At 60.7% G+C, this 15,019-nt stretch carries 14 protein-coding genes and 1 pseudogene; 6 read left to right on the top strand and 9 right to left on the bottom strand.

Annotated features, from left to right (window positions below; all coding sequences use genetic code 11):
* Nucleotides 1-138 precede the first annotated feature (138 nt).
* Nucleotides 139-513: a tol-pal system YbgF family protein gene (locus HX801_RS08300; RefSeq protein ID WP_003214151.1), complete on the top strand. Its 375-nt coding sequence runs from the start codon at nt 139-141 to the stop codon at nt 511-513.
* A 226-nt stretch (nt 514-739) separates the two neighbouring features.
* Complete coding sequence (locus HX801_RS08295; RefSeq protein ID WP_008432342.1) at nt 740-1,099, top strand: PilZ domain-containing protein; 360 nt, start codon at nt 740-742, stop codon at nt 1,097-1,099.
* Nucleotides 1,100-1,115: 16 nt separating this feature from the next.
* Here HX801_RS08295 and HX801_RS08290 read toward each other — a convergent pair whose 3' ends face one another.
* From HX801_RS08290 to HX801_RS08265, 6 genes are read right to left on the bottom strand one after another with little or no spacing between them, the layout of a single operon-like run.
* Nucleotides 1,116-2,447, bottom strand: a complete 1,332-nt coding sequence (locus tag HX801_RS08290; RefSeq protein WP_177021871.1) for a DUF58 domain-containing protein — start codon at nt 2,445-2,447, stop codon at nt 1,116-1,118.
* A gap of 7 nt (nt 2,448-2,454) precedes the next feature.
* Nucleotides 2,455-3,435, bottom strand: coding sequence for a MoxR family ATPase (locus HX801_RS08285; protein ID WP_008432346.1), 981 nt, complete (start codon nt 3,433-3,435; stop codon nt 2,455-2,457).
* Nucleotides 3,432-4,589, bottom strand: coding sequence for a DUF4350 domain-containing protein (locus HX801_RS08280; protein WP_177021870.1), 1,158 nt, complete (start codon nt 4,587-4,589; stop codon nt 3,432-3,434). The genes HX801_RS08285 and HX801_RS08280 overlap by 4 nt, the downstream gene beginning before the upstream one ends.
* Complete coding sequence (locus tag HX801_RS08275; protein ID WP_008432350.1) at nt 4,586-6,115, bottom strand: DUF4129 domain-containing protein; 1,530 nt, start codon at nt 6,113-6,115, stop codon at nt 4,586-4,588. The genes HX801_RS08280 and HX801_RS08275 overlap by 4 nt, the downstream gene beginning before the upstream one ends.
* Nucleotides 6,102-7,082 (bottom strand): stage II sporulation protein M, encoded by a 981-nt coding sequence (locus HX801_RS08270; RefSeq protein ID WP_003214164.1) that lies wholly within the window; start codon nt 7,080-7,082, stop codon nt 6,102-6,104. Before HX801_RS08270 ends, HX801_RS08275 begins: the two co-directional genes overlap by 14 nt.
* Entirely contained in the window at nt 7,079-7,771 is a 693-nt protein-coding gene (locus HX801_RS08265) for an RDD family protein (protein ID WP_003214165.1), read from the bottom strand. The genes HX801_RS08270 and HX801_RS08265 overlap by 4 nt, the downstream gene beginning before the upstream one ends.
* A gap of 189 nt (nt 7,772-7,960) precedes the next feature.
* On the opposite strand from HX801_RS08265, the gene sbcB reads away from it, so the two are divergent.
* Nucleotides 7,961-9,388 (top strand): exodeoxyribonuclease I, encoded by a 1,428-nt coding sequence (sbcB, locus tag HX801_RS08260; RefSeq protein WP_177009697.1) that lies wholly within the window; start codon nt 7,961-7,963, stop codon nt 9,386-9,388.
* A 90-nt stretch (nt 9,389-9,478) separates the two neighbouring features.
* On the opposite strand, the gene mvaT is transcribed toward sbcB, so the two are convergent.
* The gene (mvaT, locus tag HX801_RS08255; protein WP_008432352.1) at nt 9,479-9,853 is read right to left on the bottom strand and encodes a histone-like nucleoid-structuring protein MvaT; all 375 of its coding nucleotides are present in this window, start codon (nt 9,851-9,853) and stop codon (nt 9,479-9,481) included.
* 349 nt (nt 9,854-10,202) lie between these two features.
* Between mvaT and purU the strand changes: the two genes are divergently transcribed.
* Together purU and HX801_RS08245 are read left to right on the top strand one after the other, a co-directional pair.
* On the top strand, nt 10,203-11,051 hold the full coding sequence (gene purU / locus HX801_RS08250) for a formyltetrahydrofolate deformylase (protein WP_003209762.1): 849 nt from the start codon (nt 10,203-10,205) through the stop codon (nt 11,049-11,051).
* A gap of 84 nt (nt 11,052-11,135) precedes the next feature.
* A complete protein-coding gene (locus tag HX801_RS08245) occupies nt 11,136-11,336 on the top strand; it encodes a hypothetical protein (RefSeq protein WP_023659227.1) in 201 nt (66 codons plus the stop codon).
* Between the two features lie 10 nt (nt 11,337-11,346).
* Here HX801_RS08245 and HX801_RS32245 read toward each other — a convergent pair whose 3' ends face one another.
* A complete protein-coding gene (locus tag HX801_RS32245; protein WP_371132408.1) occupies nt 11,347-12,111 on the bottom strand; it encodes a methyl-accepting chemotaxis protein in 765 nt (254 codons plus the stop codon).
* A gap of 93 nt (nt 12,112-12,204) precedes the next feature.
* A pseudogene (locus HX801_RS32240) lies at nt 12,205-13,236 on the bottom strand (cache domain-containing protein); the annotation flags it as partial.
* Between the two features lie 196 nt (nt 13,237-13,432).
* Between HX801_RS32240 and HX801_RS08235 the strand changes: the two are divergent.
* Entirely contained in the window at nt 13,433-14,911 is a 1,479-nt protein-coding gene (locus tag HX801_RS08235) for a helicase HerA-like domain-containing protein (protein ID WP_177021879.1), read from the top strand.
* Nucleotides 14,912-15,019: the final 108 nt, after the last annotated feature.

Raw genomic sequence — 15,019 nt, 5'->3', positions numbered from 1 at the left:
TATGCTCTTTGGTTGTAGTCATTGTTCGTTTGCACTACTTATCGATGATTCGCTTGTTTTCACTCTGCATGAACAGATGAACAACCTTGAAGATTTTCGATGAAGGGTCGATACACTGCACAAGACAGGAGAACCCCCATGCGAATCGTGATCATTGCTGCCCTGGCCGTCAGTGTTGTCGGCTGCACCCGTTGGTCGATGGACCATCATTTGAACAATGCGTACCGCGCCTACGGTGTGGGCGATTGCCAGCGGGTCACCCTTGAGTTGTCCCAGGTCGACCGTGAAAGCCGTTCCCGGCGCTACGTGCAACCGGAAGTCTCGATGTTGCGCGGGCAGTGCCTGGAGCGCGAGAAGCTGTTTGTCGATGCGGCGCAAACCTATCAGTTCATCATCAGCCAGTACCCGGCGAGCGAGTACGCATTCCGTGCCCGTGCCCGTTTGGATACCCTGCAGCAACTGGGGCATTACCCCGGCGCGAGCGTTGCCCAGCCGCGGCCGGCGTCGTTGTGATGATATTTGTCATGCCATAGCTGGCTCGTTGCCAGTCTTGGGCTAATCTTTGAATGTCAGTTTGTATAAGTTTCTATTCAAACGGATGGCGTTCCCGGATTTGGCAGCTGTAAAAGTGGCAACGCGTTTGCGGTTGTCGCACCGATATCCGGGGAGAGCGGGCCTTCAGGCTCGTTTCGAATCACTGGAGCGGCCACATATATGGCCATTGGATGGCGACCTCATCATGTTTACTCACCGACGGATCGAGCGGCATCAGTTACCTTGCTTCCTTCAAGTGTTCAACCGCCTGACGGACAAGCCAATCGGCTATCTGGGCAATGTTTCCGAGCAGGGCCTGATGTTGATCAGCCAGTTACCCATGATGGTCGATGTGGAGTTCGAGCTGCGCTTGAAGATCCCCGGGCCTGAGGGTGAGGTGCAGGCGGTAGACCTCACGGCCACCTGCCTGTGGTGTCATGAGGATATAAACCCCCAGCATTACGATTCCGGGTTCAGCATATCCCAGGCCCCTGCCGAATATGGGGAGGTGATCAGCGCGCTGCTGGATTACTTCAGCTTTGATCCGTTGCAGGCCTCTGCCTAGGTGCTGCATCCGGCGTTCATAGCGCGCCGGCTTTTTTCCAGCCCAGGTAGCGGGTCACCAGGGCGGCACCCAGGTCCGAAGGCAGTGTGTCCAGTACCGACAGCCCGTGGGCGTTCAAGCGGTCGTGGAGCTCGTCCCGGGTATTGAGATAGTTGATCGTGCCGCAGTAGGCCAGGGCTTCGGGCAGGGTTTGCACGGGAGCCTGGCGTAACTGGTCAAGGACCTCCTCCCGCAGGCTTGCGACCATTACCCGGTGCTGGCGGCTGATGCGCTTTACGGCGCTGAGTAACTCTTCATCTTCCTCCTCCCGCAAATTGGTCACTACGATCACCAGCGAGCGACGTTTCTGCCGGGCCAGCAGTTGGCTGGCGGCCGCCTGGTAATCGGCCGTACGCCGGGACGTGTCCAGGTCATACACCGCATTCAGCAACAGGTTGAGCTGGCCACTGCCCTTGACCGGCGCCAGGTAGCGCGGCTGGTCGCAGGCAAAGGTGCACAGCCCTACGGCATCGCCCTGGCGCAAGGCTACATAACTGAGCAGCAGGCAGGCGTTGAGCGCGTGGTCGAAGTGCGACAGTTCGGCGTCCTGGCTGCGCATACGGCGGCCACAATCGAGCATGAACATAATCTGCTGGTCGCGCTCGTCCTGGTACTCCCTGGCAATGGGCGTGCGTTGCCGGGCGGTGGCTTTCCAGTCGATCTGGCGCAGGCTGTCACCTTCGCGAAACTCACGCAGCTGGTGAAACTCCAGGCCCAGCCCACGCCGTTGCCGCTGGCGTACGCCCAGCTGGTTGAGCCAGTTGTCCACCGCCAGCAACTGCGCGCCATACAGGCGTGCGAAGTCCGGGTAGACCCGGGTGGCGTCGCTGACGTCGATCAGGCGCCGGGCCGACCATAGCCCCAGGGCGCTGGGCAGATGCACTTCACAGCGGGTAAAGCTGAAATGCCCGCGCCTTTGGGGCCTTAGCCGATAACCCAGTTCACTGTGCTCGCCGGGCCGCAGTTCGATGGACTGCGGCAGGTCCTCCACCGCCAGGCCGTCAGGCACATGATCGAATACCTGGACCGCCAACGGCTGGGGATAATCGTGCTCCAGGCTTACCCGCACTTCCCCCCAGCGCCCCAGTGCCAGGCTGCCGGGCATCTGCCGTCGCACGCGCGGGGACGGCCGGCGGCGCAGGCGGCTGGCATCCAGCAAGGCCAGCAGCAACAGGGCCAGCAGCAGGCCCCACGTCACTGAGTGCAGGGCGTCTGGCACCTTGACCTGTAGCGCCACCAGTGCGCCGAGCAGGATACTCAGGCCCAGCAGTACACCGAGCCAGGTCAACAGCAGGCGGGTTGGTCTCATGGGCGTCTCATTGGCGTGGCGCCGGGACTTGGTCCAGCAATTGCCGGAGCACCTGGTCGACTTCCAACCCGTCGATATCCAGCTCCGGGGCAATACGCACCCGATGGCGCAACACTGCCAGGGCGCAGCCCTTGATGTCGTCCGGGGTCACGAACTCGCCCCCGCGCAGCAAGGCCCGAGCCCGTGCACCGCGAACCAGGGCGATGGAGGCCCGGGGCCCGGCGCCGATGGTCAGGCCCGGCCAACTGCGCGTAGTGCGGGCCAGGCGCACGGCGTAGTCGAGCACCTGCTCATCCAGCGCCAACTCGCTGGCAATCTGTTGCAACAGCAGCACGTCTTCGGCTTGCAGCACCGTGCGCAGCGGCTGTACGTCGAGCATGTCGGCTCGGGACGAGCGGGTGACTTCGCGCACCATGTCCAGTTCCTGCTGTGCCTCGGGATAGTCCATGCGCACCTTGAGCATGAAACGGTCCAGTTCGGCTTCGGGCAACGGGTAAGTACCTTCCTGCTCGATGGGGTTCTGGGTGGCCAGTACCATGAACGGCTGGCCGATGGGCAGCGCCTCGCCTTCAAGGGTTACCTGGCGTTCCTGCATGGCTTCCAGCAACGCTGCCTGGGTTTTCGCCGGGGCACGGTTGATCTCGTCAGCCAACAGCAGGTTGGTGAACAACGGTCCCTTGCGCAGCTTGAACTGTTCGGTATGCAGGTCGTATACGGCATGGCCGGTCACGTCGCTGGGCATCAGGTCCGGGGTGAACTGGATGCGCGCGAACTCGCCTCCAAAACAGCGTGCCAGCGCGCGTACCAGCAAGGTCTTGCCCAGGCCGGGAACCCCTTCAAGCAACACATGGCCGCCCGCGATCAACGCCGTGAGCACGTCATCGATCACCGGGTCCTGACCGATAACCGCCTTGCGCAGTTCGACGCGCAAGGCCTGGGCCAGTTGGCTGGCGCGCTGAATCGGGTCAGTGGCGGGAAATTCGCTCATAGGGCATTCCTGAGGGTTTGCAGGCAGGCCACCTGGCGGCTGAAATCGGCGCTGGAGAGCCGTTTCGTCGCAGGTGGGCCAAGGGCCTGGCTGATAACAAGGGAGGGTTGGCGGGTCAGGCGTTCAAGCACCCGCAATTGTTCGGCTGTATCGAGGTGTTCGAACCCGGGATGACGGCGCCGAGCGGTGCGCTGGATGTCGCGCTGCAAGGCTTGCAGCAAGCTGTCTTGCCCGCTGCGGCGCAACAGGAAGTCGGCACTGGCGTTCAAGTGTTCCTGCAATTGCCGGCGTGCCTTGGGCGCCGGTTGCCGGATCGGACCCTGGCGCAGGCTGGCGTGCCAGAGGCCCAGGGCGATCAGTGCGGCAAGTGCCACCAGTGCCTGGGGGAAGTAGCGCAACAACAGGCTGAACAGGTCCTCGACATCCGTGTTGAACAGCAGAGTGACCTGGGTGCCCTGGCTCAGGTACCAGAGCAGCCACGCGTTATCGTGCAGGCCGATGCCGGGGTTTTTCCACAGGTCGCTGTCGGTGACCACGGTCACACGCCCTTGCCCGAGGTTGACCTGCATCAGGTGCGTCGACCGGGCGCTGTTGGCCGAGAATTGTGCCAGGTGCCTGGGGTCGGTGAGGTTGAAGTCGGTGTCGAAGCTGAAATAGGCCGGCGCTGTTTCGTTGTCCACATAGAGTTTGGTCAGGTCCGGCGTGTTCTTTTTACGCGCGGGTGCCGGAGCGTCGAATTCTTCACTGAAGGATTGGTGTATCTGCACACGATCCAGCAACAGGTCGCCACTTTCACCGGTGTCCTCATCCCACAGCGCTTCGGCTACCAGCAGCAGATGGCCGCCAGCCCGGGTCCACTGCAGCAATTGATCAACCTGGGGCGGGCTCATGTTGCTGCGCTCGCCCAGCAACAGCAGGCTGTTGCCCTTGGGCGAAAGGCTGGCCAGCCGTTCGAGGCTGTTGGCATGTTCCACCACCAGGCCCTGCTGGCGCAGAAAGTGTTCAGCTGCCAGGTAGGGGTTGGCCAGGGCTTCGGGTGAAGGGCCGCGATCGACCACTTCCTGATAAGGAATCGCCTTGTGCCAGGCATAAAAACCGCCGGCTGCCAGCAAGCCCGCGACCAGCAGCCCGACCCACAGCAACGGCCGGTTCATTGCGCCGCTCCCGAACCGAACAGGGTTCGCCAATCGCTGCATAGCTGTTGTTGCGCCAAGGCAGGCGGCAGGCGATGGCCATAGGCAAGGTTTTGCCAGTAACGGGTCAGCTCACCGCTGAATGCCAGCAGCTGCGGTTGTTGCAGTTGGCGGATACGTTCCAGGACTTCACCTTCCGTGTCGGCACTTTTCAGCGGCAGGTTGAAGTCGTGCAGCAAGCGGCTGAGCAACCCACGGTAGAGCAGGCCGAGGGCTTCCCGGGGCTGTGTTGCCCACAGCTGTTCGGCGGCGTCTGCGATGTCTTCGGGCAAGGTGTCAGCCCCCAGTTCAAGGCCGAACAGCTGCGAAGGCACGGGTTTGGCAGCCTTGGGTTTGCGCGGGCTGCGGCGGCTGACAAAGGCATGCAGCCAGTCGCGGTAGCGCCAGATCACCAGTGCCAGGCCACCTGCCAGCAATCCCCAGAGCAGTACTTCAAGGCCCTTGGCGATGTGCTTGAACGAATCACTGTTGAGGTTTTTCAGCAATGCTTCCAGCCAGGCTGGCAGCTTGGCATCACCTGCCGCTTTGTTTTTGTCGGCTGCTTTATCCTCGCCGAAGCGGTAGCGAGTGAGCGTTTCCGGGTTCTTGAACGGTGGCTGCTCCAACAGCGTCTTGATCGAGTGACTGGCCGATTGTGTAGTCAGCGGCGTTTGGGGAACCGGTTCATCAGCCCATGCCGATGGGATCGGCGGAATCAGCGTCAGCCCGGCCACCAGCAACAGCAGCGACGCCACACCGCTCAGGCGCTGGCGCATTCGGCGGAACACCAGTTCCAGGTCCCAGGCTTCCAGCACCGTGCGGCGGTTCAGGTAAAGGCTGAAGCCACAGGCGACATAGATCGGCTCCCAGAACACCAGTATCAAGGCGTAGAACATGTTGGTCAGGTGCTCCAGCCAACGCCAGTCGTGGCCGGCGGTGAGCGCCAGTTGCTGCCAATCCCAGTCGCGTTCGACCTCTTGCGGCAGGAAGAAATAGAACACGGCCATCAACCCGAACCACAGGGCGATTTCCAGGTGCACCCCGATCAGGGTCAGCCAGCGCGCGGCGCCTGCGTTGCGCTGCTGCAACACCCCGAGACGTTGTTGGCGCGCCTGGCCTTGCAGCCCTTCGAGCTGGACCACCGGCATCTCGAAGCTACGGCTGAGGCTGAAGCGCCGCCAGGTCAGGCTGGCCAGCAGTTGGCCCTTGAGCAGCCGCGGCGATTGGCGCAGCGCTTGTTTCAGGCTGGGTGTTTCGCCGAACAGGGCCTTGGACAGGATATACAGTGGCAGGCGGTCGAATGCCGGTTTCAACCACCAGAACAGCAACAGCGCGGTGGTGGGGTGATTCCACAGGAGCACGCTGAACAGGGCGAAGACCGGCAAGGTCACGATGGCCCAACTGCTCATCAACAGCAGCCGGTGTTCCCGGGCCAGCAGGATGCCGAGGTCCATGGCCTCCCAGGAGGTACGCGGGCGGATCACGACGCTGGCATCACTCAGGCGCATGGCGATTCCGTCCGGCAAACAGCAGGTAGGCCGCCATCAGCAACCACAGGGCGGTGCCGACCAGGTACTTGACCCACGGCGCCACGGCATTGGTGGACGACCAGTACGCCTCGATAAACGCGGCGATCAGCAGGAACACCATCACACCACAAATCATTTGCACACTTTTGCGCGCGGCCAGGCGCAGGGATTCGCCTCTGGTGAGGGGCCCCGGTGCAATCAGCGCCCAGCCCAGTTGCAGGCCAGCCGCGCCAGCCAGGGCAATTGCGCTGAGCTCGAAGGCGCCATGGCCGATGACAAATGACCAGAACGTTTGCCCGTAGCCGATTTGCGTCAGGTGCCCGGCAACGGCGCCAATGATCAGGCCATTGAAGAACAGGAAAAATACGCTGCCCAGGCCGAACAGCAGCCCGGCGGCAAAGGTCTGGAAGGCGATACCGATGTTGTGCATCACGTAGTAGCCGAACATCATCCAGTCTTCGCTGGAAGCGCGTTCGGCTGCCCGGCCCAGGCGGCTGGCATCGGGGTTGTACATGGCCTGCATCTCGGCCACCTGCCGAGGGCTGACGATGCTGTAGATCAAGTCCGGAAACAGGTACACCAGCAAGGCAATGCCGAGCAGGCTGCCAAAGAACAGCAGGCCGGCAGCCAGCACAAATGGCCATTGCGCGCGAACCAGCCTGGGGAAATCGGCCAGCAGGAAGCTCAGCACGTTTGCCCCCATCCGGCTGCGATGACGATACAACTGTTGATGGCCGCGCAAGGCAAGCTGCTGCAACGGGTCCACCAGGTAGCTGCTGTAGCCGCGCTCCTGGGCCAGGGCCAGGTGCTGGCACAACTGCCGGTATTGATGAGGGAAGTCGACGAAGTCGGCGCCTTTGGCTTTGCCTTTCTCCAACTGCGTCAATTGCTCGGCAAAGGCTTGCCATTGTGGCTGATGGCGGCTTTCGAAAAGACTCTGTTTCATGCTGGCCCCAACAATCCGCGGGCCACACCGTTGAGTTCTGCCACGGCGCGGGCAGGGGAGACCTGCAGGGGCGTGGCCAGGATAGCGGCCAGTTCGTTGACCCGTTCGGCCGACAGTTCGCCCTGGCGTTCGGCGAAGCTGAGAATCGCCCGTTGTTCGTTCAGCTCAAGGGCGAACGGCAGGCGCAGCGCCGGGGCCTGGGGCACTTGCGGGCGGGAAAGCGGTTGTTCGCGGTAGATCACCAGAGTCCCGGCCGCCAGGTCGCCCAGGCGCTTGAAGTTGGGGTGTTGCAGGCAACTGATGGCGCCGAGGAAATAGCCGAAGGGCAGCATGTCGACAAAGCGCAGCAGGTTACGGATCAGCGAGGCGGACCAGCCGATGGGCGTGCCATCGTCCTGTACCACCCGCAGGCCCATGACCTGTTTGCCGGGCGAGCAGCCCTGGTTGAGCACTTCGAAAAGCACCATGTACCACCAACTGACGAGGAACAGCAGCAGCGAACCCAGGCCAATGCCCAGGTTGCCGAGAAAGGCCAATGCGATAAACAGGATGCCGAGAATCAGGCCGCGCAAACCCAGGTCGAAGGCAAAGGCCAGTGAGCGTACCAGCAGGCCGGCCGGGCGCAGGGGCAGGTCGATACCCTCCGGGGTCTCGATCTGGTAGCGGGTATCCAGTGGCGCAGGTGGCATCGCGGTCCTTGGCAGTGCGGCGCTGGCGCCTGGGCGGCAGCGGCGGGGTTGGAAAGACCGATGCTAGCAGTGTCGACGGTGGAAGCAACCACTCAACGATTTACTGAATATTTGTACAGGGAACACAGCGCTGGCCCCCGATGCCTGCAAGCGCCTAGACTTTGCCGGTCTTCAGCACAGGAATAGCCCGTGACCACCATTTTCTGGTACGACTATGAAACCACCGGCATCAATCCGCGTACCGACCGCCCGCTGCAGGTAGCCGGTATTCGCACCGACCTCGAGCTTAACGAGGTCGGGCCGCCGGTCAATCTCTACTGCCACCCCAGCGACGATATCCTGCCGCATCCGGCAGCGTGCGCGATCACTGGCATCACTCCCGGCGTGCTGGCGGAAAAAGGCCTGGCCGAAGCCGACTTCATGACCCGGGTGCACGCCGAGCTGGCCACCCCGGGCACTTGCGGGGCCGGCTACAACACCTTGCGTTTTGACGATGAGATGACGCGCTACAGCTTGTACCGCAATTTCTTCGATCCCTATGCCCGGGAATGGCAAGGCGGCAACAGCCGCTGGGACCTGATCGACGTGGTGCGCACTGCCTACGCCCTGCGCCCTGACGGGATCGTCTGGCCGGAACAGGACGGGCGCGTCACCCTCAAGCTTGAGCGGTTGACGGCCGCCAACGGCATCGACCACGGCCAGGCCCACGACGCCTTGTCCGATGTGCGCGCCACCATCGCCCTGGCCCGGTTGATCCGCGAGAAGCAACCCAAGCTCTATGACTGGCTGTTTCAACTGCGTAGCAAACAACGGGTCATGGACCAGGTGCGGTTGTTGCAGCCGATGGTGCATATTTCCGGTCGTTTTTCTGCCGAGCGTCATTACCTGGGGGTGGTGCTGCCGCTGGCGTGGCACCCGCGCAATCGCAATGCATTGATCGTCTGCGACCTGGGTCTCGATCCGCAAGGGCTGTTGGACGAGGACGCCGATACCTTGCGCCGGCGCTTATATACTCGCCGCGACGAGCTGGCCGAAGGTGAGTTGCCGGTACCGCTCAAGTTGCTGCACATCAATCGTTGCCCGGTGGTCGCACCGTTGAGCGTGCTTCGGCCGCAAGACCGCGAGCGTTTGCAGCTGGATATGGATGAGTGTGAGGCGCGGGCCCTGCGGCTAAGCGACGCACAGGAACTATGGCGCGATAAACTGGCGGCGATTTACGCCGAGGAAGATTTTGCGCCAAGCGCCGATCCCGAGCAGCAGCTATACGATGGTTTTATCGGGGATCGTGATCGACGTTTATGTGAGCAAGTGAGAGTCGCCGAGCCGGCGCAACTAGCGCGCCAGCAATGGCCTTTCGATGATGAACGTTTGCCTGAATTATTATTTCGCTATCGTGCACGCAACTTTCCAGACACCTTGAATAGTGAAGAGCAACAACGCTGGAGAGTTTTCTGTCAGCAACGTTTGTCAGACCCTCAATGGGGCGCGCCAAACACCCTTGAGGGTTTTAAGCAGGCGTGTCTTGAGTTGGCTGTTAGTGCCACACCGTTTCAGCGCCAGGTGCTTGATGAATGGCAGGAGTATGTTGATGCCTTAGCGACTCGAATGAGTCTGTAATCAGCTTCCCGGTAAAATACGGACAATAAAAAACGCCAGCAAGCTGGCGTTTTTTATTGCGTTGCGTATCACGCAGCGTCCTGGCGAGGCTTAGCCCAGCAGGGTAGCCCAGCCTTCAACCACGTCGCCGCCCCACTTGGCTTTCCACTCTTTCAGAGTCTTGTGGTTGCCACCTTTGGTTTCAATCACTTCGCCGTTGTGCGGGTTTTTGTATTGTTTAACCTTGCGTGCACGCTTGGTGCCGGTAGTTTTTACGGCGCCACGTGGAGCCTTAACTTTCGAATCCGGATCCAGCAGCGCGATGATGTCACGCAGGGATTTGGAGTATTCGCCCATCAGGGTGCGCAATTTGCCTTCGAATTCCAGCTCGGTTTGCAGTTTGTCGTCTTGGGACAGGTTCTTCAAACGGGCTTGCAGCTCTTTGATAGCTTCTTCGGTGGCGCGATATTCGTTGATCAGGGACATGGGGACTACCTTATGCAGGGCGCTGGGTGAAAGGGGATAGTGGCTCAATAATAGTCAGACAGTTTGCCCAAGTAAACATTTAAGGCCGCATTTATGTAATTTACTTTGGTTGTTTGTGGCAAAAGCGTGGAATTGAGTTAATTAGTAAGGGGGATGGCCTAAAGATACTCTGGTTAAGTCTTGGCTTACTGCCGGAGTCCACGCGTTTGCACACATAGTGGGGAAAAACCCTACGCTATTAAGGGGCAGGGTTGACGCAGCCGATCAGAATAAGCGTTGAGGAATACTGCAGTTTTTCTGCGCAATCGCTAGAATGGCGGCCTTTGCGAAGTTCTGGAGTTTCCCCCTAATGCGCACTTTTCGGCTGGTGATTGCTTGCCCGGACCGGGTTGGCATCGTTGCCAAGGTCAGTAACTTTCTGGCTTCCCACAACGGTTGGATCACCGAAGCGAGCCATCACTCGGACAATCTCAGCGGCTGGTTTTTCATGCGTCACGAAATTCGTGCCGATACGCTGCCCTTTGGTCTAGAGGCATTTCGCGAGGCATTTGCGCCGATCGCTGAAGAGTTCTCGATGACCTGGCGCATCACCGACACGGAACAGAAAAAACGCGTGGTCCTGATGGCCAGTCGTGAGTCCCACTGCCTGGCAGACCTGCTGCACCGCTGGCACAGCGATGAACTGGACTGCGAAATCTCCTGCGTGATTTCCAACCATGACGACCTGCGCAGCATGGTCGAGTGGCATGGCATTCCGTACTACCACGTCCCGGTCAACCCGCAGGACAAGGAGCCGGCCTTTGCCGAGGTCTCGCGCCTGGTCAAGCAGCACGATGCGGACGTCGTGGTACTGGCGCGCTACATGCAGATTCTGCCGCCGGAGTTGTGCAGTGAATACGCTGGCAAGGTGATCAATATTCACCACAGTTTCCTGCCATCGTTTGTGGGTGCCAAGCCGTATCACCAGGCATCCCTGCGTGGCGTGAAGCTGATCGGTGCAACGTGCCACTACGTCACCGAAGAGTTGGACGCCGGTCCCATCATCGAGCAGGACGTGGTGCGTGTCAGCCATAGCGACAGCATCGAAGACATGGTCCGTTTTGGCCGTGACGTCGAGAAGATGGTGCTGGCTCGCGGCCTGCGCTATCACCTGGAAGACCGGGTGCTGGTGCACGGCAACAAGACTGTCGTGTTCTGATTGAAGTGTTTTGATTGAAGAATGAAGGGCCTGGGCGTTAAATCGCTACAGGCCCTTTTTTTGAGCGCGGGTGAGGACTGGAGCATGAGCGATCCACTGGACAAGGCGACGTCCAAAGCCCCCGCGACGCTGGGAGAGGGTTGTTTGAGTCGATATGACCCGGATGACCTGAGCAGTGAGGACGGCACCGAGTTTCCAGGCGCCGCCGAGTTGTGGGAACAATTGCAGGACACATCCGAATTGCCTGAAGAAAAGGCGTCAGCGGCTGTGCAAGGCAGCCGCTGACCCGGCGGGATCAAATCCGGAAACTACCCACCAGTTGTTTCAAGCGCGCCGCTTGCTGTTCCAGGTCGGAACAGGCCCGCAAGGTTGATTGCAGGTTTTCCACACCTTCCTGATTGAGGGTGTTGATCTCGGTGATGTCCATGTTGATTGACTCCACCACCGAGGTCTGTTCCTCGGTAGCGGTGGCTACCGACTGGTTCATCCCGTCAATTTCGCCGATACGCTGGGTCACGCTGTTCAGACGCTCGCCCGCCAGGTTGGCGATTTCCACACTGTCCTGGCTGTGCCGCTGGCTTTCGCTCATGGTGCTGACCGAATCCCGGGCGCCGACTTGCAGCTCCTCGATCATCTTCTGCACCTGCTGCGCCGACTCCTGGGTGCGGTGCGCAAGGTTGCGCACTTCATCGGCCACCACCGCAAAGCCGCGCCCGGCTTCCCCGGCCCGTGCGGCTTCAATCGCCGCGTTGAGGGCCAGCAGGTTGGTTTGCTGGGAAATGCTGGTGATCACTTCCAGAATCTGCCCGATGTTCACTGTCTTGCTGTTAAGCGCTTCGATATTGGTGCTGGAGGCGCTGATCATCTGCGACAACTGGTTCATCGCCTTGATATTGCGTTCCACCACTTGCTGACCGTCTTCGGCCAAGTGCCGGGCATCGCTGGCCTGGTTGGAGGCCTGTGCGGCGTTGCGGGCGATTTCCTGGGCGGCGGCCCCCAGCTCGTTGATCGCGGCCGCGACGCTGTTGGTCCGGTTGGCCTGCTCGTCGGAATTGACCATCGAGGAATTGGAGGCGCTGACCACCCGCAGGGCCACTTCATTGACCTGCTCGGTGGCCGAGGAAACTTCGCGAATCGAGGTGTGAATCCGCTCCACGAAACGATTGAAAGCGCTGCCAAGCACGCCGAATTCGTCGTGGTTCTGGATGGTCAGGCGGCGGGTCAGGTCGCCTTCACCGTCGGCGATGTCTTCCATGGCGCGGGTCATGACGTGCAGTGGCTGCAGGAGGATGCGAATCAGCATGCCCAGCAGGGCGATGATGATGACCACGGCGATGATCGTGGCGATGATCGCCGAGGTGCGGAACTCACTGAGCATGGCGAAGGATTTGTCTTTATCCACCGACAGGCCGAGGTACCAGTTCACCGAGGGCAGGCCCTTGATCGGGGTAAAGGTGACGATACGTGTCTTGCCGTTTACCTCGACTTCACTGAAGTCGCTGCTGATCCTGGGGGTGTTGTTCGGATAGACGTCGGCCAGGGTTTTCATCACCAGGCCCTTGTCCGGGTGTACCAGCACTTTGCCGTCGGCACTGACCAGGAAGGCATAACCCATGCCGCCGAAGTTCAGGGCACCGATGTTGTCTACCAGGGTTTGCAGGCTCAGGTCGCCGCCCACCACGCCGACACTCTGGCCGGCCTTGGTGCTGGGAGTGGCGATGGAGATGATCAACTGGCCGGTGGCCGCGTCAATGTAGGGTTCGGTCAGGGTTGAGCCGTTGCTGCCCTGCGCGCCCTTGTACCAGGGGCGTACCCGTGGGTCGAAGCCGTCGGGCATCTTGGTATCGGGGCGGATGACGAAGCCGCCCTTGCTGTCGCCAAGGTACGTGGCCATGAACGAGGACGTCAGGGCCTTCTGTTCCAGGAGGCTGGCGACGCTGGTTGAATCCGGGTTGATGGCGATGTTCTGTGCGGCGCTTTCTATCAGCACAATGCGCCCGGTAAGCCAGGTCTGGATGTTGCTGGCAGTGACATCGCCCATTTCATGCAGGTAGTTGTTCAAGTCGTCGCGAATCGCATTACGCTGCAAGTAGTCGTTGTAGAGGGTAAACAACGCAAAGGCGGCAATGACGACAAGAGCGGCGGCAAGCAGGATTTTATGGCTGAAACGCAGATTTTTATTCATGGCTTGTGGGGTCCGCTATGGTCTTAATATCCGATGCACGTCCTTCTGGGACGCGCGGAATGGCTGCGTCAAAAAAAGTGTGATATTTCCATCTGCTCCTGCAGGAATTATCCGGCCTGTTTTTCCAAGACTTTTTGGGTCTCTCGCTTTATCTGTATCGACCATTCAGCGCCAAAGATTAACCATGGGTGACAAAATGCCTGACTCCTCGCAACTCATTATTGGTGCAGACCTTCAGGGCCAGCCGATTGCCCAGTCGATGCGCCTGGCCAACCGCCACGGCCTGATCGCAGGCGCCACCGGCACCGGCAAGACCGTGACCTTGCAGCGCCTGGCGGAAGCCTTCAGCGACGCCGGCGTCGCGGTATTTGCCGCCGATATCAAGGGTGACCTGTGTGGCCTGGGCGCTGCGGCCAACCCTCAGGGCAAGGTCGCCGAGCGCATAGCCGGCATGCCTTTCCTTAATTACACGCCCAAGGCGTATCCGGTGACGTTGTGGGATATCCACGGCCAATCCGGTCATCCGTTGCGCACCACCATGAGTGAAATGGGCCCGCTGTTGCTCGGCAGCCTGTTGGAGCTCACCGACAGCCAGCAATCGGCCCTCTACGCAGCCTTCAAAGTGGCCGATCGTGAAGGCCTGTTGCTGCTGGACCTCAAGGACCTCAAGGCGCTGCTGAACCATTTGCGCTATCACCCTGAGTTGCTCGGGGAAGACGCGGCCCTGATGACCACCGGTTCCAGCCAGGCGCTGTTGCGGCGCCTGGCGGTGCTGGAGCAGCAGGGGGCCGAAGCGTTGTTCGGCGAGCCGGCGCTGCAACTCGAAGACATCCTGCAACCGGCCAGTGACGGCCGCGGGCAAATTCATCTATTGGACGCCAGCCGGCTGGTGCATGAGGCGCCGAAGGTCTACGCGACCTTCCTGCTTTGGCTGTTGGCCGAACTGTTCGAGCAACTGCCGGAACGTGGCGATGCCGACAAGCCGCTGCTGGCGCTGTTTTTCGACGAGGCGCATCTGTTGTTTGCCGACACCCCCAAGGCCCTGCAGGATCGCCTGGAGCAAGTGGTGCGGCTGATTCGCTCGAAAGGCGTCGGTGTGTATTTCGTCACCCAGTCTCCCGGGGACTTGCCGGACACCGTGCTGGCGCAACTCGGCTTGCGCATCCAGCACGGGCTGCGGGCGTTCACCACCAAGGAGCAGAAGTCCCTGCGGGCGGTGGCCGATGGCTTCCGGCCCAATCCGGCATTTGATGCGCTGGCGGTGCTGACCGAGTTGGGTACAGGTGAGGCATTGGTGGGAACCTTGCAGGAAAAGGGGACGCCTGAAGTAGTCCAACGCGTACTGGTAGCACCGCCGCAATCGCGGATCGGGCCACTGAGCGAAGCTGAGCGGGCAGCACTGATTGCCAGTTCGCCATTGCAGGGGCGTTATGACAAGCCGATTGACCGTGAGTCGGCGTACGAAGTGTTGATGGCGCGCAAGGACTTGGGGCCGCAACAGGAGGCGACGCCCGCAGCTGAAGAACCGAGCTTCACCGACAAGGCCGGTGCGTTCCTGGGGACTACGGCAGGCAAGGCACTGAAATCGGCGATGCAACAGGCGGCCAATCAGATGGGCCGGCAGTTGGTGCGCGGGTTACTGGGGTCTTTGTTAGGCGGCAGCAAACGTAAATAACGATGGGATCAAATGTGGGAGCGGGCTTGCTCGCGAAAGCGGTGGATCAGTCAATATATCCAGTGACTGACACGCCACCTTCGCGAGCAAGCCCGCTCCCACACTTGG

It is taken from the genome of Pseudomonas sp. G1002 (assembly GCF_013385455.1).
GTDB lineage: Bacteria > Pseudomonadota > Gammaproteobacteria > Pseudomonadales > Pseudomonadaceae > Aquipseudomonas.
The sequence above is the reverse complement of the archived record's forward strand: the minus strand, read 5'-3'. Positions and strand labels throughout refer to the sequence as shown.

Coding starts and splice junctions, on each gene's coding strand:
- HX801_RS08300 (WP_003214151.1), top strand. CDS start 139: ATGCGAATCGTGATCATTGCTGCCCTGGCCGTCAGTGTTGTCGGCTGC.
- HX801_RS08295 (WP_008432342.1), top strand. CDS start 740: ATGTTTACTCACCGACGGATCGAGCGGCATCAGTTACCTTGCTTCCTT.
- HX801_RS08290 (WP_177021871.1), bottom strand. CDS start 2,447: ATGAGACCAACCCGCCTGCTGTTGACCTGGCTCGGTGTACTGCTGGGC.
- HX801_RS08285 (WP_008432346.1), bottom strand. CDS start 3,435: ATGAGCGAATTTCCCGCCACTGACCCGATTCAGCGCGCCAGCCAACTG.
- HX801_RS08280 (WP_177021870.1), bottom strand. CDS start 4,589: ATGAACCGGCCGTTGCTGTGGGTCGGGCTGCTGGTCGCGGGCTTGCTG.
- HX801_RS08275 (WP_008432350.1), bottom strand. CDS start 6,115: ATGCGCCTGAGTGATGCCAGCGTCGTGATCCGCCCGCGTACCTCCTGG.
- HX801_RS08270 (WP_003214164.1), bottom strand. CDS start 7,082: ATGAAACAGAGTCTTTTCGAAAGCCGCCATCAGCCACAATGGCAAGCC.
- HX801_RS08265 (WP_003214165.1), bottom strand. CDS start 7,771: ATGCCACCTGCGCCACTGGATACCCGCTACCAGATCGAGACCCCGGAG.
- mvaT (WP_008432352.1), bottom strand. CDS start 9,853: ATGTCCCTGATCAACGAATATCGCGCCACCGAAGAAGCTATCAAAGAG.
- purU (WP_003209762.1), top strand. CDS start 10,203: ATGCGCACTTTTCGGCTGGTGATTGCTTGCCCGGACCGGGTTGGCATC.
- HX801_RS08245 (WP_023659227.1), top strand. CDS start 11,136: ATGAGCGATCCACTGGACAAGGCGACGTCCAAAGCCCCCGCGACGCTG.
- HX801_RS32245 (WP_371132408.1), bottom strand. CDS start 12,111: ATGGTCAATTCCGACGAGCAGGCCAACCGGACCAACAGCGTCGCGGCC.
- HX801_RS08235 (WP_177021879.1), top strand. CDS start 13,433: ATGCCTGACTCCTCGCAACTCATTATTGGTGCAGACCTTCAGGGCCAG.